Annotated in this window: 16 protein-coding genes; 3 read left to right on the top strand and 13 right to left on the bottom strand. The window is 61.6% G+C overall.

Annotated features, from left to right (window positions below; all coding sequences use genetic code 11):
* Window positions 1–94 precede the first annotated feature (94 nt).
* The 6 genes from ACYG9V_RS28180 to ACYG9V_RS28205 form a co-directional block, all read right to left on the bottom strand.
* Complete coding sequence (locus ACYG9V_RS28180; protein WP_023669898.1) at window positions 95–232, bottom strand: YHYH domain-containing protein; 138 nt, start codon at window positions 230–232, stop codon at window positions 95–97.
* A gap of 949 nt (window positions 233–1,181) precedes the next feature.
* Entirely contained in the window at window positions 1,182–2,525 is a 1,344-nt protein-coding gene (locus tag ACYG9V_RS28185) for a hemolysin family protein (RefSeq protein WP_023669895.1), read from the bottom strand.
* Between the two features lie 478 nt (window positions 2,526–3,003).
* Window positions 3,004–3,720 carry a HoxN/HupN/NixA family nickel/cobalt transporter gene (locus ACYG9V_RS28190; RefSeq protein ID WP_023669894.1) on the bottom strand — a complete coding sequence of 239 codons (717 nt, stop codon included), beginning with the start codon at window positions 3,718–3,720 and terminating at the stop codon, window positions 3,004–3,006.
* 20 nt (window positions 3,721–3,740) lie between these two features.
* Entirely contained in the window at window positions 3,741–4,385 is a 645-nt protein-coding gene (locus tag ACYG9V_RS28195) for a DUF1007 family protein (RefSeq protein ID WP_460221597.1), read from the bottom strand.
* 87 nt (window positions 4,386–4,472) lie between these two features.
* Window positions 4,473–5,147 (bottom strand): hypothetical protein, encoded by a 675-nt coding sequence (locus ACYG9V_RS28200; protein WP_156940642.1) that lies wholly within the window; start codon window positions 5,145–5,147, stop codon window positions 4,473–4,475.
* 7 nt (window positions 5,148–5,154) lie between these two features.
* The gene (locus tag ACYG9V_RS28205) at window positions 5,155–5,967 is read right to left on the bottom strand and encodes a class I SAM-dependent methyltransferase (protein ID WP_050588535.1); all 813 of its coding nucleotides are present in this window, start codon (window positions 5,965–5,967) and stop codon (window positions 5,155–5,157) included.
* Window positions 5,968–6,120: 153 nt separating this feature from the next.
* Between ACYG9V_RS28205 and ACYG9V_RS28210 the strand changes: the two genes are divergently transcribed.
* Window positions 6,121–6,765 carry a TetR/AcrR family transcriptional regulator gene (locus ACYG9V_RS28210; RefSeq protein WP_023669890.1) on the top strand — a complete coding sequence of 215 codons (645 nt, stop codon included), beginning with the start codon at window positions 6,121–6,123 and terminating at the stop codon, window positions 6,763–6,765.
* A gap of 229 nt (window positions 6,766–6,994) precedes the next feature.
* Here ACYG9V_RS28210 and ACYG9V_RS28215 read toward each other — a convergent pair whose 3' ends face one another.
* The 3 genes from ACYG9V_RS28215 to ACYG9V_RS28225 form a co-directional block, all read right to left on the bottom strand.
* Complete coding sequence (locus ACYG9V_RS28215; RefSeq protein ID WP_031201381.1) at window positions 6,995–8,032, bottom strand: Cj0069 family protein; 1,038 nt, start codon at window positions 8,030–8,032, stop codon at window positions 6,995–6,997.
* Between the two features lie 86 nt (window positions 8,033–8,118).
* Entirely contained in the window at window positions 8,119–9,534 is a 1,416-nt protein-coding gene (gene chrA, locus ACYG9V_RS28220; RefSeq protein WP_031197581.1) for a chromate efflux transporter, read from the bottom strand.
* Window positions 9,535–9,551: 17 nt separating this feature from the next.
* Window positions 9,552–10,529 carry a chromate resistance protein ChrB domain-containing protein gene (locus tag ACYG9V_RS28225; RefSeq protein ID WP_023669887.1) on the bottom strand — a complete coding sequence of 326 codons (978 nt, stop codon included), beginning with the start codon at window positions 10,527–10,529 and terminating at the stop codon, window positions 9,552–9,554.
* A 569-nt stretch (window positions 10,530–11,098) separates the two neighbouring features.
* Between ACYG9V_RS28225 and ACYG9V_RS28230 the strand changes: the two genes are divergently transcribed.
* Entirely contained in the window at window positions 11,099–12,073 is a 975-nt protein-coding gene (locus ACYG9V_RS28230; RefSeq protein ID WP_023804779.1) for a Fe-Mn family superoxide dismutase, read from the top strand.
* Window positions 12,070–12,540: a chromate resistance protein ChrB domain-containing protein gene (locus tag ACYG9V_RS28235; protein ID WP_023669885.1), complete on the top strand. Its 471-nt coding sequence runs from the start codon at window positions 12,070–12,072 to the stop codon at window positions 12,538–12,540. Before ACYG9V_RS28230 ends, ACYG9V_RS28235 begins: the two co-directional genes overlap by 4 nt.
* Window positions 12,541–12,574: 34 nt before the next feature.
* Here the strand turns inward: ACYG9V_RS28235 and ACYG9V_RS28240 are convergent, their stop codons facing one another.
* Genes ACYG9V_RS28240 through ACYG9V_RS28255 form a run of 4 tightly spaced genes read right to left on the bottom strand, consistent with a single transcriptional unit; the run spans window position 12,575 to window position 16,415 of the window.
* Window positions 12,575–13,558 carry an oligopeptide/dipeptide ABC transporter ATP-binding protein gene (locus ACYG9V_RS28240; protein ID WP_023804778.1) on the bottom strand — a complete coding sequence of 328 codons (984 nt, stop codon included), beginning with the start codon at window positions 13,556–13,558 and terminating at the stop codon, window positions 12,575–12,577.
* Entirely contained in the window at window positions 13,551–14,561 is a 1,011-nt protein-coding gene (locus ACYG9V_RS28245) for an ABC transporter ATP-binding protein (protein ID WP_023669883.1), read from the bottom strand. The genes ACYG9V_RS28240 and ACYG9V_RS28245 overlap by 8 nt, the downstream gene beginning before the upstream one ends.
* Window positions 14,558–15,469: an ABC transporter permease gene (locus tag ACYG9V_RS28250; protein WP_023669882.1), complete on the bottom strand. Its 912-nt coding sequence runs from the start codon at window positions 15,467–15,469 to the stop codon at window positions 14,558–14,560. Before ACYG9V_RS28250 ends, ACYG9V_RS28245 begins: the two co-directional genes overlap by 4 nt.
* 4 nt (window positions 15,470–15,473) lie before the next feature.
* The gene (locus ACYG9V_RS28255) at window positions 15,474–16,415 is read right to left on the bottom strand and encodes an ABC transporter permease (RefSeq protein ID WP_023669881.1); all 942 of its coding nucleotides are present in this window, start codon (window positions 16,413–16,415) and stop codon (window positions 15,474–15,476) included.
* Window positions 16,416–16,418 lie beyond the last annotated feature (3 nt).

Below are 16,418 nucleotides of genomic sequence, written 5' to 3' on the forward strand. Positions count from 1 at the left end.
CATCTGCGCCCCCCCATGGTGAGCAACGCTGCTATCCAGGCGCCGCGAATATGCCTACTCGCACGAACCCAAATCACGCAATTTGGTCCTGATATCAGTGGCAGTGATACTCGCCAGTCTTGTGGTTGGTATGGCACCCATTGGCATCGGTGCCGCCGCCGTGTGCGAAGGTATCCACCGAAAATGCCAACATGGTCAAAGCCGCCATGGCGGCAAGAATTGTGGATTTCATATCGCCCTCCCAAGATAATTCGGACAGAAGAGCACTATCGTGGAGTTAGCACAACTGGCTGATTGCAAATTACCTACTGGTTAAGTGCCGATGTTCAATATCCAATATTGCTCCCGCGCATCAAGATCGGCCGATGAAATGGCGAGCGACGGACTTAGACGCCCAATTGCGCGGCCATCTTTTGCGTGGCCGCCGTTGTCCGGTCAATGCCGCTGGTGATCGACAGCAGATGTCGTTTCGTCGAAAGAAATTCGGAGTCGCTGCAATCGGCCACAGCGCGCTTGAACAGGGCTCGCATGGCGATGAGCGCGACCTCGCCGTTACCAGATCACAGACCAGCGAGGCATCTGTCGGCGCAAGTTGATTTGCGACGGCCTTTCGGATCGCAAAGCTTCGCGAACTCGGCTTTCTCAAAGCGGGTCAACGGCGCGGCGGCGGAAAATCAGGGGATTTGGGATTGGTCTTGGCCATGACTTCTGTACACGATTCAAAAATCATTCTTCGCCGCAAAAAATTGCCGCATGCCGCATCTGTGGTCGTTCGTCGACACGCAACCGACATGTCCCTCCGTCGCGCAGTCGCTGTGGTAATGGGGGTGCCACCGCCCCGGCGGTCACAACGGCCTGTGGCGAGTGTCGATCAGCCTGGCTGACTCATAGCAGCCCGAATGCCATTGCGGTGAGAAAGGCCACCACTAGCACCACCAGGACCCCAATAATCAGCCAGACGGCGCTCTTGGCGTCCATTTAGACCCTCAACTGTCGGTTCCATTGATCACATAGCGCGACGCGAAGACGCTCACCAGTCACTGTGACTCCAGCGGATACGCGTCCTGGGCGAACTGACGGGCGTTTGTGGATAGGGACTACTGTGGGAGCGTGGGTTCGAAAAGTGGGAATATTCGCGCGCAAAAGGCCGGCCGGCTTACCGGCCTGTCGCGCGGTCAGTCTCAACTGGTTGCCGGCTTGGATGTAGGCGGCTCACGGCGAGCGAGCAGCTTGTCGATCCGCCTTCCATCCATATCGAGGATCTCGAAGCGCCAGCCCTCGTAGTCAAAGTGCTCACCGGCTTCCGGCAAGTGCCCAAGGCTTGACAAGGCGAACCCAGCGATCGTGTGAAAATCCCCTTCGGCAGACCCCGATCGGAATCCTAGGCGAGCGAACGCATCGTGCGCCAGCATCATTCCGTCGATGAGCAAGGACCCGTCATCGCGCTCGATGACATCAGGGTCCTCATTGTCCAGGTCAGGAAGGTCGCCTGCGATGGCTTCGAGCAGATCGGTCTGGGTGACGATCCCCTCCAGAGCGCCATATTCGTCGATGACGATCGCCAGACGCACCGGCGTCCGCTTGAACTGATCGAGTACACGGAAAATCGGCGTTGCCTCGTGAACGATCAAAGGTTCTCGGATGACCGCCATCGGGTCAAGCGTTTTGCCGTCGAGCACCTGGTCGAGAAGGTCCTTCTTCAGAATCATGCCAAGCGGTTCGTCTATCCCCCCACGGCCGACCAGAAGCTGCTCATGGCGACATTGCCGGATGGTGCGCAGAATCTCGTCAGGGATGTCGTCGGTATCGATCCAGTCGATATCGCGTCGCGGTGTCATGATGTCGGCAATGCGCCGATCGCCGATGTTGAAGACACGCTCGACCAGTTCCTGTTGCGTCTGATGAAGGAGCCCTGCCTCCTGGCTTGCCGCCACGAGCAGCTTCAGCTCTTCGGGCGAATGCAAGGACTCCTCGCCTGTGCCCGGACGCAGACCGCACAGACGCAGCACCAGATTGCCGAGACCGTTGAGAACAAGAATCGCCGGCCTGAGCAGGAACAGGAACAGACCGAGAGGGCGGACGACCCGAAGTGCCGTGCTCTCGCTGCGCTGGAGCGCCAGACTTTTCGGCGCTAGTTCACCCAGGACAATGTGTAGCGCGGTTATGATGATGAAGGCGATTGCGACGGCAATGGTGTGCGAAGCTGCCGTGGCCAGCGACCCCATCACTCCCAAGAGGAGTGGCTCGATCAGATGAGCGAGTGCAGGCTCGCCGACCCAACCGAGCGCCAGCGATGAGATGGTGATGCCGAGCTGAGTTGCTGCAAGGTTCGCATCGAGATTCACCAAAGCCCGTTGAAGGAGGCTGGCGTTCGAGCGTCCAGCTGTAGCCAATTCGTCGACGCGGCTTCGTCTAACCGCGACCAGCGCAAATTCGGCGGCGACAAAGAAACCGTTGGCGCCTACGAGTAGGAGAACCAACAGAATTCCAAGAATGTCGCGTAGACTACCATCGTCCGCAGGCATGATATCCTCTTTATGAAACAGCCACTCTCATCTCTCAAGCGCGTATGCCGTCGTGAAACCGCCGTTGGCCATCATTGCGGAGCGATCACCGCAGCTCCGCCTCTGACAATCAGGGGCAAGATAGCCAAATCCGCGCTGAGTATCCTACCCCCGCAAAAAATCCGCCGGCGCGAACCGGCGGGCCAGAAATCGGATAGAAAAAGAACCGGTCATGCCGGCCGAACTAAATGTGGCGTCTGGGTAGTCGAAGTCAATGGACCCGCCGCGTAGAGATCGCCTTTGATCCAGTGATTTAGCAATATCACCGCGATGCCGGCGAGGATCGCCAGCGCTATCATCCAAATGATCTTCTGACGGTCGCTCAATGTTCTAAACCCAAACCCGAACCACGCGTGCCGGCACTTAATGGCACGACGTCGTTAATTGCAATGTGATCCCTATGAGAATCGCTGTGGCCTTGGCGGTCGGTCAAACTTTCTCATTTCGACGAGATTTGCCAGACAGCCACGCCAGTAAGAATAAGGCCGGCGGTACCTTCGATAGTTCGCGATATCACATCGAACAGGCGCGGCCGACGGTCGAAGAAATGCACCAGCCGTTCCCGAAACAGGATCGACAGAACTGCCACGCAAGACAACGTCAGTGCCACGCCGGCCATCATGGTGATTGCAAAGAGTATGCCCGCGACCGGAACACCTCTTGAGATCGCGAAGGTCATCGCGAAGAGCGTCAATGGACATGGGATCAGGCCGGCCATGACGCCCACAACCTCGCCTTCATGCTGATGGTGATGACCGTGGCTGAGCGCCCGCCAAAGCATCCACAGACCAATTAACCCGAGCAGGCCACGACTGACATCCTCCAAAAGCGGCGCCCGGCCGACGCTGCCCAGCGCAATCGAGACCAATGGCAACGAGAGGGCTGCAATCACAACGGCAATCGTGACATGGGTGAAGGAGAGTGTCAGCGACACCAGTAGGCCGCGACGGATGCTGGCATCCGATCCGGCCAAATAGGTAGCCAGCACGGCTTTGCTGTGTCCGGGTGTCAAAGCATGCGCAGCTCCGAACAGGACACCCATCGGCAGGAAGGCAGTGAACGCCAGCCAGTCGCCCCCGGCTGACAGCAATTTGATCTGTTCGGCGAGCGCCAAGTATATCGTGCGTTGAAACTCGACCAGGGTTTGGAAAAACACGTTCTATCCGTTCCGCCGCTTCAACCGCACGTCAATTCAAGGCGTGTCGCGAATATCTTGCCGAGATCGGTTCCGGTCGGATCGCTGAAGAAGGCATCCGTCAATTTCGTCTGATTCTGTGCGATTGCGGTATTCGGATCGGGGCGGACGACTGCCCTCGTGCAATCTTTCGGTAGGCCAGCCACGGCGATCTTATCGTCATCGGTGAAATCGATCGCGGTGTAGAAGGTCGGATCGTAGACGCCGATGCTCACCTTGCCGGCGAGCGCCAACGTGTCTTTCGGCTGCGTCTCGAATTGGATGACGAGTTGATTGTTCTCGTAGCTAGTGACCAGCCTCGCCGGCGGCGTCATCGCCACGTCCTTGCCTTCCACAGTGACCATTTGGAAATAATTGTATTCTTCCAGTGAGGCATGGATGGTGAGGGCGGCGGCGTCGAGTTCTTCGGCGTCCAGAGTAAGGTCGGAATTCTTGTCGAACTCCATCAGCACCGTCGAGGAGAAGAGCTCGTCGAACCGCCAGAGATGCTTGAGCGACTTGACCGACTTGTCAGCGCCAACCGTTAGGTCCAAACGGGCTTCCGCGAAGACATGAGGATGAGCGCCGACCGCGACGGTGGAGGCGAGCAGGAGCGCCATGCCAAAAATCGTGCTGGTCAGTCGCATTTGCGCTCGCTTTCTCGTCATTGCGCGCCAACCGAGTGATCTGGCAGCGCAAGCAGGCTAAATTGGGACGCGGCCCGCGAAGCCTTTTCAATCATCGACGATCGAACTTGCTATGATGGCGTTCGCTGTGCTCCGAACGGCTGGCGACGTCAAATGCACGAGCTGCTTGCGATTGCCCGCGATCAGTATGAACAGCCGGGAAACCTGCCTGCCCTTCCTCTCCTCGCCGATTTTTTCGGCGTCGGTGCGGTGGAAGAACCGTTTTTCAAACTCGGCGCGGTCGACATCGAAAAGCTTGAGCGAGCAGGTCTGGACGGACCTGCCGTCCATGGTAGCCCTGGTCACCGCGACCATCGTTCCGGCCGGAAGGTCGTCGCCGGTGACCTGCCATCCGCGGAACGCCTTCATGGCATCCACAGGAGCAAGTGCCGCGCCGTCGACGAGCGGCGTCCATCCGCGCGTCTTTGCCAATGTCGCGGTTCGCTCGAAGTCGGGGCCGTGCGCCAGGCATGTCGCGTGGAAGGCATCCAGCGCCCGGTCGACGCCATCGGCATGCGCAAGCGGTGATGCCAACCATGCGGCCGCAAGCGTCAAGGACAAGTAGGTCTTGGGCATTCGGTAGACTCGCGTATCGAAGCAGGCCGGGATAGCCAATCGGCAAGATAGCGCCGCGGCGGCTACGCACGCAATGCAGCGCGGCCCGCGACTACCGGCCCGCGCGTGTTCCTGGCGGCGGCGCGCCCGGTCCGGTCGCCGCGGCATGCCGCGCTCAGGCAGGCAGGATCTTGTCCGTGGTCGCGCGCACATAATCGAGGTTCATGGTCCCGACGGCGCCGGTATCGTCGACCCTGAAGCCTGTCTCGACCAGTAGAGTTCCGACCGCATTCATGTCGATATGCCCGTGCCGATGGAGCCTCGGCAATCTGGATTCGTGCAGCGGCCTTCCGAAGTCGATCAGCAGCAGTCGGCCTCCCGGCTTCAGAACCCGCTCCGCTTCACGGAAGAAGGTCGATCGGTCGGGTTTCGGCAGGTGATGCAGCATGAGCGTACCGATCACGATGTCGAATTGGCCATCCTCGAAGGGAAGTTCCTGGGCCGTCGCCTGGACGAAGGTAAGATCAACGCCGGCTCGCGTAGCCTTGACGCGCGCCCTCTCGACCATTTCGACCGATGCGTCGACGCCCGTGACGCGTCCGACCGCTCCGACCAACCGTCTCGCGGCTATGGCAAGCGTGCCCGTACCGCAGGCGACATCGAGCATCGCCTCGCCGGGCTGGAGCCTTGCCAGACGCAGCATGAATTCACGGAACCGGTCCTCGCGGCCCCAAGTCAGGACGCGCGCAAGCAGGTCATAGCCGACCGCCCTATGCAGGACGATGCCGATGCCCCTTTCGCCGGCGCCATGCGCGCCGGCAGTCCGCATGTGATGGAAGCCGCCCCAGAGTGCGAATGCCGCGACCGCAGCGAGGATGAGGCCGTGGACTGCAGCCGTCCAAGCACCGGCATTGAGATAGCCGTCCCCGAAATGAAGCATTAGTAGAAAACCGCTGACCAGCGACAGTTTGACGAGCACGGCAAGCATAATAACACCCTTTCGCGAATGCTGTCCGTTTCCAGCCCGATGACCAAATTGGTGCATTTCCTTTTGCCTCCTCGTCCGTTTCCGGAGTGCTCAAGGCATTCTTGAGCTTCTGGACTCGGCGTATCATACTGGACAGATTGTCCATTAGCGCTGTTGCTGGACAACGGACCGCTGAACGTTCCAAACCGCACGGTGGAAAGAGCAATGACCATTAAAATCGAGCGGCCCGACGACAGGGGTACGATCGACCGTCGTGTCGCGCGCACGCGCGCCATGCTGCAGGACGCGCTGATTGCTCTGATCCCAGAGTGCGGCTATGCGGCTCTCACCGTGGAAGACATCTGCCAGAAAGCTGATGTCGGCAGGTCGACCTTCTATACGCACTATGCCGGCAAGGACGAATTGCGCAGCGCGGCCCTTGAGGCGCATCTGCTGTCGCTGAGCAGGCGCGTGTCGGCAGACGAAAAGACAGGCAATCGCCTGTTCGAATTCAGCCTGCCGATGTTCGAGCACGCGCGGGCGTTCCGGTCGCTTCACAAAGCGCTACTTGCGAGCAGCGGCGACACGATCCACGATCAATTGCGTGAACGCATACGGCGCGCAGTGCGAACCGAACTGTCTGGCAAGCGGATCGGCGACGCGGGCGTGCCGCTGGAATTCGTCGTCCAGTTCATATCGGGAGCCTTTCTCTCGGTGCTTGCCTGGTGGATCGCCGAGGACTCCAGCCTATCGCCGGCCCAGGTCGACGACCTGTTCCAGCGGATGGCGGGTTCAGCTCTTCCGGGGCGGTCACCCTAGCAAGACCTTCCAAATCCAGATCTCGCGCCGGTTGAGGCTAACGTTCCTCGGGCGGCCGAATCTTGCGAAACGTCATGAGCAAAGGATTTCGTAGATGGTGTTCAAGCCACCGGCGACGAGAATTGGTCAGCCGAAACCGGAAACGGCAAGCAGGGGTCCGGCGACCATCGGACTGACCGCCGAACCGCGTTCGGCCAGAGCCTCACTCGGACCGCCAATCTTCGTCGATTCAAAATCGCATGGCAACGAGTCGAGCTATTTCGGCCGGCGCTTGATCGGGGATGGCAAAGACCGAGCTGACGTTGATCTCACAAAGCACATACGTGTCTTCACCTGACACAGTCCGTGGTCCGTAGAGAAAATCGGCATCCCAAATGATCGGCAGCGACCTGGCATCGACGCCTAGCACAGCCATCATTTGCGGCGTCCACCCGGTTTCCATATTGGTCCGCAGCGACTGAAACGGTTCGGCCGTGGCGGGATGCATTATCCGCGGCCCTGGTTGCGCAGCCTCGGAATCTGGCCCTTCAGGAGGTGGCGGGATTAGGGCCTTGATGAACTGGTGGCCAAAGCCGACCACCTTGTCGGCGCCCATGTAACAGCGGATCATCCCGTCGGGTAAACGCGGTTGGAATGGCTGATCCACGATGCAGCCATCGGGTGTCAAATACACCTCGCAGCGCGCCATGAAATCCGGCAGTGCGAGTTCTTCCGGCGTACTGCCGCGTCGCGCGTGCAGCACCCGAACCGCCGGCTCTCCGCCAGGAAGCGAACCGATCAGCTCGACCTTCCATACTCCCTGGCCGCCATTGCCGCGGTTCTGCTTCAGCACCCGTGGACCGGCCGTTCGAAGCCGCTCCGGAAACGCCTCGCGAAAAGCCTCGGCGGAGCCGTAGAGGTAAGTATCGGTTCCCCATCCGAGATGCTTCGTACGGTGCAGAACTTCCTTCACGCCCATTTTCAGGATCACGTCTGGATGTGCACTCACCCAGGGGCCGCGTGCCGCCACGTCGCGCAGCAGCGGGTCAAGCACCGCACGGGTTTTTCCCTCGTGCAAGGGATCGACCCAGACCAGCACGCCGTCCGTCGCCAGGAGCTGGGTCCGAACCTCCTCGGCAAACTCTTCGTCATAAACGGCCGGTTCGGCGTGAACACCGATCGCAGCGAGTTCCTCGAACACGCGATGAAACCGGTTGTTCTGCGGTGTCGCCGTGCGACGCGCCTCCCGGTCACCGCGCCAGACCAAAGCCACTCGCCTCGTGCCCATTATACCTCGCCTCCTACTTGCTCGCCCATCAGGCAGCCCCGATACGAAATAGACTGCGATGCTCGCATCCGAGCAGAAAGATCGCCCTAGACCGAGCCCGCCGCGACGCCGAAAAGCACGCCCAGGATCGAACATGCCGCTAGCATCGGGATCACGCCGACCTTGAAGCGGAATACCGCCAGCATCGCACCGAGGGTCAGTACGAGAGACGGAATGTTGAGGGAACCGAGGACTGGCACGTCGAGCCTCATGCCCAGCAAGCCGATCTCATGCAAATCGCGAAACAGGACATGAAGCGCGAACCACACCGCGAGGTTCAGGATCACTCCAACCACCGCTGCCGTGATGGTCGACAGTGCGGCTGACAGGGCCTTGTTGCTGCGCATCGTCTCTATGTACGGCGCGCCGAGAAATATCCACAGGAAGCACGGGACGAAGGTCACCCACGTCGTCAGAAGGCCGCCGAGCGTTCCAGCGACCAACGCGTTAAGAACCCCCGGCTCCCGGAATGCTCCCATGAAACCAACGAATTGAGTGACCATGATCAGCGGACCCGGCGTTGTTTCGGCCATGCCGAGGCCATCCAGCATTTCTCCAGGCTTCAGCCAGCCATAGTGCTCGACTCCTTGCTGGGCGACATAGGCAAGCACCGCATAGGCCCCGCCGAACGTCACCACCGCCATCTTGGAAAAGAAGATGGCGATGTCGGTGAAGACATTGCCTTGCCCAAGAAACAGCAACAAGAAAAGGACCGGAACGAACCATAGCAGCAGAAACACCGCCGCAATCTTCAGCGACCATTCGATGGATGGCCGGGCATGCGCCGGCATCCCTTCGCCAAGCGCCGAGTCGACATCATCGACCTGCTTGCCACCAAGCTTGCCATGTCCATTGCCTGGCTGGAATGCGGCCCAACCCATCTTGCCCCCGACGTAGCCGATCACGGCCGCAACCAGGATGACCAGCGGGAACGGTGCATGGAAGAAGAACAGGGCGATGAAGGCTGCCGCAGCGAGGCCGACCATCACATTGTTCCTGAGCGCCCTCCTGCCGATCCGCAGGACCGCTTCGAGCACGATGGCCAGAACCGCCGCCTTCAGGCCGAAGAAGAGCGCCTGGATAGCGCCAACGTTGCCGAAGATGGCGTAGATCCAGCTCAGGACCATGATGGCGACCGCGCCTGGCAGCACGAACAGGATTCCCGCGACGAGGCCGCCTTTGGTCTTGTGCATGAGCCAGCCAATATAGATGGCCAATTGCTGCGCCTCCGGACCGGGCAGCAGCGTGCAGTAGTTGAGCGCATGCAGGAATCTCGTCTCGCCGATCCAGCGCTTTTCCTCAACGACGATCCGATGCATCATGGCGATCTGGCCGGCCGGGCCGCCGAAGCTGAGCATTGCAACGCGGGCCCATACTCGCATGGCGTCCGCAAACGAAATGTCATGGTCGTGGGTTTCGGCCAGAGATGGCGGCGTCGTGACGGACTGCTCCAGATTGGCCATAGTTTGAGTCCCTGCGGTCATCCGCGTTTCTTGCGGAAATACTGATAGAGGTTGTCGAAGACAGGAGCGCCCTGCGCGATCCGCTGTTCGTCGCTCTCGTTCGCCATGGCGATGCCTGCAATCAGACTGGCAATCCCAGTCGCCTCCTCGCGACCGAACTTGTTGTCCTTGAGGTCGATGTCATGGACGATCTCGGCGATGGCCTGGAGTGCCGGATCATTGATGCCGGCGCGGGTAAGCAGAACTTCGAAGCTGCAGCGATCGCCCTCATGGGTGATTTCGCCTTCGAACATGTCGAAGCGCAATTCCCCCTCCTTTGGCACGTATCCCTTGCCCGCTACGAAGCGGATGATCGCGTCAGCATCGATGAACCGGCGGATCAGCCAACTGCAGGCGATGCGGTCGACATGCACGTCCCGGCGCGTGACCCAGATTCGGCCCTTGAGCTCGCTCGGCTCGGCGGCCTTCTTCGGTTCCTTGGTCATGGCCTTGTCCTCTGTAAGCTGTGTTTCAAGTTCGGCGATCAGTCCCTCGATCGTGAGGCGACCGCTGGCACCAAAAAAGTCGATCATCACCACTTCAGTGAGCCGCTTGCGCAAGCGACCAAGTTGCGGACGCGCTTCTGCGTGTTTTTCCGATGTCGCGTCGGCCCCAATCGCTGCAGCCAGCTCGCGCGCTTCCCCAGCGATCTCCGCATAGTCGGCATCACGGGCCGCGTCGAACATCGCCCGCACCTGCGCGTCCGACAGACCGTCGACAAGGCGCGCCTCGCAAATCATGGCCTCGCCGCCGCCGGCGACGATCTCCTTCAGAAGCCATTCGAAATCCTCCTGCATCTCGGCATTCGCCGGCAGGGCGTAAACGGTGCTTTTGACTGCGACCGCGCCGATGCCTTGCAACCGTCGCCAGATCTTCACCCGGAAATAGGCGGGCTTGCTTGGCAGCTGATAAATCAGGAGCAGCCAGCGCTGCTCCTGCGATTGCCCCTCACTCATAAGTGAACCGTATCATGGACTGAATTAGATGCAACACTTGTATCATGACTCATGCGCAAACCATACTAAATGGCCAAAATCCGCAGAGACACCATACTTCAATGCGGGCGAAGCTCATCGTCGGTTGTCGAAGCGCCCCAGCGCACTTCCGGGCGAAGAAAGAAAGCTCATCTGGCGCCCCTCGAACGTCGTCCGGCAGGAATGGAGGCCCCGGAAGTAGTGGCGACGGCACCTTCGTGTACACAGTTACGGACAATCGCATCACACGCCTCGCCATCAAGGCTGGTGTCACCGACAACGGTCGCGTCGAGGTGACCGCGGGCCTTTCGGAAGCGACATCGGTGGTGGCAACCACCCAAGGCGTGCCGCCCCTGAGGACTGCGGTTCAGCCGCAGATGGTTCGCTCCTCGTCCTTGGTGGAATACCCGGCGCAGCTGGGATCGATCCCCTCTCGCCCATAAGTGACCGGTATCAAACGTCTGAGCAAGATGCAACACTTGTATCATTTCTCGTTTGGGCATAACGTGCGCCTGCTCACGGATGGCCGTGCCGCCGAGCGAGGAAATCCAATGCCGCACCAGATCATGCCGCTGCCGTTCAAGCCGCCCAGGCTCGTCGGACTGTCCGAACGCCTGCTGGCCAGCCATTATGAAAACAATTACGGCGGTGCGGTTCGCCGCCTCAACGCTATCGAACAGCGGCTCGATGAACTCGACTGGGGCGCAGCACCCGTCTTCGACATCAACGGGTTGAAGCGCGAAGAGCTGGTCGCGGCAAATTCGGCGATCCTGCACGAGATCTATTTCGATGGGCTCGGTGGTTCCGGCGATGCCGGAGGCGATCTTGCCGCAGCACTGGAGCGCGACTTCGGCAGCGTGGCGGCATGGCGCGCCAAGTTCATGGCTTGTGCTAAGGCGCAGGCCGGAGGCTCGGGATGGACGCTGCTGACCTGGTCGGAGCGCCGCGATCGGCTGACGATTCAATGGGCGGCGGATCACACCAATTGTCTCGCCGGCGGCATGCCGATCCTCGCGCTCGACATGTACGATCATGCCTACCACCTCGATTTTGGCGCCAAGGCTGGCGCCTATGTCGACGCGTTCATGAAGAACATCCATTGGGAGCGGGTTGCCGCCCGCCACCGGCGGGCTGTCGCGCAGCGCGATCCTTCAACAGGACCTGCATCGGACAATAAGGTTCCAACTGTTGCGCCAGAGGAACTGCGGGCCCGACTCGACCAGGGCGAAGATCTGGTCGTGCTCGACGTCTGCCTGGCCGACGATCTGGCAAAACGCAGCGATATGCTGCCGGGCGCCAAGCTCCGCGCTCCCGAGACCATTGCCGATTGGGCCGATGAACTGCCGAGGGACAGGCCTGTCATCGTCTATTGCGTCTACGGCTTCCAGGTCAGCGGCGACGCAGTCGCCGAACTGCGTCGCCGCGGCGTCGATGCAACGGCGCTCTCAGGCGGCATCGCCGCCTGGCACGCCATCGGCGCGCCAACCGTCCCTCTGGTGATGAGCGAAGAAAGGATTGCGTCATGAAATGGGTTACCCGTGAACGCCCGGTCATCGACCGCATCGCCTGCCCCTGGCTGATTGCACGCTTCATCGACAAGGAACCTGATTTCCTGTTCGCGGCACCTGATCAGGTGATCCGTGTTGCCCAGGAAGCGGGCGCGACACCCTACGACGTGCCCGGCGTCGAATTCACCCATGTCGGCGACGGTTGCAGCTTCGACACCTTCGTCTCGAAATTCGGCCTCGATCGCGACCCGGCGATCGTGACCATTGCCGCGATCGTGCGCGGCGCCGACACGGATCGGCACGATCTCACGCCACAGTCTGCAGGACTGCTCGCGATCTCCATGGGGCTGCGGGACGTGACGCCCGACGACCACGAGATCCTGAAGCACGGCTTCGTCATTTACGATGCGCTTTATGCCTGGGCCTCACGACGCAAGGCGGAGACCCATAGCTGGCCACCCGTCACGAAGCCGGCGGCGGCCTGAAGTAGCGGGCAACGAGGGCAGATCAAGTCGGCACTCAAATCACCGGCCGCCGCTCGCCGTCGGCCAGGTGGCAGGCCGCGACCCCGCCATGCGGCACCGAGCGCAACATCGGCTCCTCGGTCCGGCAGACATCGATCGCCACAGGACAGCGGGTGTTGAAGCGGCATCCCGGTGGCGGCGCGCTGGGGCTTGGAGGGTCGCCCGCGAGGATGATTCGGCGACGGCCGGCCTCGATACGAGCATCCGGCGAAGGAACCGCCGAAAGCAGTGCCTGGCTGTAGGGATGGGCCGGCTCGCGAAACAGCGGCCGCGTCACGCCGGCTTCCGCGATGCGGCCAAGATACATCACCGTCACGTTTGAGCAGACCTCGCGCACGATCGCCAGGTCATGCGCAACGATGACGATGGTAAGGCCAAGCTGTTTCTGCAATGATGTGAACAGGTTGACGATCTGCGCCCGGATCGAAACGTCAAGCGCGCTGAGCGGTTCGTCGCAAACCAGGATCGATGGCTTCAGCGCAAGCGCGCGAGCGATCGAAACGCGCTGGCGCTGGCCGCCGGAAAGCGAACGCGGCAGGCGGTCGAGCACGGTCGCTGGCAGCGCCACCAGATCCAGCAGCTCGCCAATACGGCGCCGGCGCTCGGCCGGAGATCCGAGGCGATGGATCTGCAGCGGCTCTTCCAGCGTCTGGTAGACGGTCTGGCGACGGCTCATCGAGCCCAGCGGATCCTGGAAGACGAACTGGACCTCGCGGCTGAACGATTTGCGGTCCGACTTCAGCCACTGGGCGCGATCCCGCCCCGAGATCAGCACCGTACCCTCAGTCTCCTTCTGCAGGCCGACGACGCTGCGAGCCAGCGTGGTCTTGCCACAACCGGATTCGCCAACGATGCCATGGAAGGCACCACGCGGAATGGTCAGGTCGATGCCGTCGACCGCCCGCACGGCGCCTGTTCCGGAGCGGTTGGCGAAATGGACCTTCAGGCCCTTGACCTCAATCGCCGCAATGTCAGCCATGGATTGCTATCCCTTCCCGCCTCAGCACCACCGGGCATCCCACCTTGTGCGGCGTCCCGCCCGTCGAGATCGTCTGGAGCGGCGGCCGATGCACGCGGCATTCGGGCTCAACCAGTTCGCAGCGGGCAGCGAAACGGCAGCCCGGCTCCAGCCTGATCTGGTTCGGCGGCAAACCTGGTATTTCCTTGGTCGCGGCGCGTTCGTCGGCGCGGAAATCCGGTACAGAGGCAAGCAGCCCGCGTGTATAGGGATGCGTCGGCCGCGTCAGCACATCCATCGCGGTCCCCTCCTCCGCCACCTGCCCGGCATAGAGCACCATGACCCGGTCCGCGACCGAGGCGACGACGCCGATGTCGTGCGTGATCAGCACGACCGCGATGCCTTCCTCGCGCTGGATCTGGCGGATGAGCTCCAGGATCTGCGCCTGCACCGTGGCGTCCAGCGCAGTGGTCGGCTCGTCGGCGATCAGCACGCGCGGCCGGCTTGCCAGGGCCAGTGCGATCATGGCGCGCTGCAGCATGCCGCCAGACATTTCATGCGGATAGCGATCGTAGCGGTCTTCCGGGTCAGGGATGCCGGTGCGGGCGAGCAGCGAGACCGCTTCCTTGCGGGCATCCGCATGCGAGAGATTGGCAAAGCGGCGCGCCTGGCGCGCCAGTTGCGGTCCGATCTTCAGCATCGGGTTCAGCGCGCTCATCGGGTCCTGGAAAATGACGCCGAAATAGCGGCCGCGAAGGTCAGACAAGCGCCTGGACTCCATTCCGACCAGTTCGCTCGCTTCGGCTCGGGCCGATCCCTTGATGTCGACGGTGACGCCCTCGGGCAGCAGGCCGAGCGGCCCAAGCGTCATGACGGTCTTGCCCGAACCGCTCTCGCCGACGACGGCGACTGTCTCGCCGGGACGGACGTTGAACGACACCCCATCGACCGCGCGCACGGAAACGGTCGTGGCGTAGAGATCAATGACCATGTTTTCTATGGAGTAGATCGGCTCGTCGCTCATGGCGCGGCTGTTCCCGTTTCGACGGCGTTCCGCTCCGCTTCCTCAACGGCGCGCGCCTTGCGACGCTTGCGCAGCAAACCGCCGCGCACCGGCCTCGGCACCTTTTGCAACGCGAAGGTCTCGCCCAGCAGATTGAAGCTGACCACCACCAAAGTGAGCGCAAGGCCCGGAAGGACGACCAGCCTCGGGTATTCCTCAATGTAGCTCATGCCGTCGACCAGCATCTGGCCCCATTCCGGCGCCGGCGGCGCGACGCCCAGGCCGAGGAAGCTCAGCGTCGCGATGGCCAGGACAAGGGCGCCAGCATCGGCGCTGGCATAGACCACGACGAGGGCCAGGACATGCGGCAGGATATGGCGCACAAAGATCCACAGATGGCTGGCGCCCATCACCCTTGCCGCTTCGATATAGGGCTGTTGCAATTCGGCGGTGACCACGGCGCGGCTCATGCGGGCATAGTTCGCCCACCACGCCAGCGTCAGCGCCGTGATCATCGACCAGTAGCCGGTGCCGAGAATGCCGATCAGCGCCAGCGCGATCACCAAGCTTGGCAGCGCCAGCGCGATGTCGATGAGGCTGATCAACACCAGCTCGACGCGCCCGCCGACATAACCGGCGAACGAACCGATGCTGACGCCGATGGCAAGTGCGGCCACCAGCACGATCACCATCGCCACCAGCGATATGCGGGCGCCGCCGATGATGCGGCTCAGAATATCGCGGCCGAGATAGTCGGTGCCCAGCCAGTGAGCCCAGCTCGGTCCCGCAAGCGTGACGTCGTAGTCTTGCGCGCCGGGATCGTAAGGCATGATCGAGGGACCGAGCACACCGACCGCGACAAAGAAGACGACTGGCAGCAGCACCAGCCAGGGCCAGTCCTTCATGCTCCTGAACAAGGAAGTGTTCATCGGATCAAGCTCCTCTCGCCCTACGCATGCGCGGGTCGACAAACATGCAGATCACGTCAACCATCAGGTTGACGACAACGAAGAACACCACGAACAGCAACAGAACCGACTGCATGCCGACGAAGTCGCGGAAGCGGATTGCATCGATAAAGAAGGCGCCGACGCCGCGCAGCGCAAACACCGTTTCAACCACGATCGAACCGATGATCATCAGCGTGAACTGGGCGCCGAAGGTGGTCAGGAACGGGATGGCGATGTTGGGCAGAGCCTCGCGCATCAGCACCTGTGTCCTCGTGTAGCCCTTCGCGAAGCCCGTCGTGGCGAAGGGTCGCGACATGGCCTCCTGGAGGTTGACGCGGACGACGCGGCTCAGCACCGATGCCGGAAACAGGGCGATTGTCACCCACGGCAAGAGCCACGAGGTGAAGCCGCCGACGCCGAAGGTGGGCAGCCAGCCCAGCATCACCGAAAAGACGATGACCAGCAGCGCCGCCACGAAGAAGTTCGGCGTCGAGGCGCCGACCAGCGAGAAGGCGTGGAGGAACCGGTCCAACGCGCCACCATTGCTGACCGCACCGGCAACGCCGAGCGCCAGCGACAGGAAAAAGGCGAGAATGCCGCCGCCCGCAAGCAGCGCCGCCGTCATCGGGATTCTGGCGGCGAATTCCTGCGCGATCGGCTTGCCGGTGCGCAGCGAGACGCCGAGATCGCCGGTGATAGCGCTGAAAAGCCATCGGCCGTAGCGGACCGGCAGCGGATCATAGAGCCCGAGGTCCTCGCCGATCTTCTTGATCATTTCGGCATCCGCGCCCGGGCCTGCCGCACGCTCGGCCATGAGCGCGGCGACGTTGCCCGGCGCCGCGGCAACCAGGGTAAAGGTCAATGCCGATGCCGCCACGACAAGCAGACAGGCAAGCAACATCCTTCGCAGAATCGTGCGTCTCATCGG

Source organism: Mesorhizobium sp. W016 (assembly GCF_054719485.1).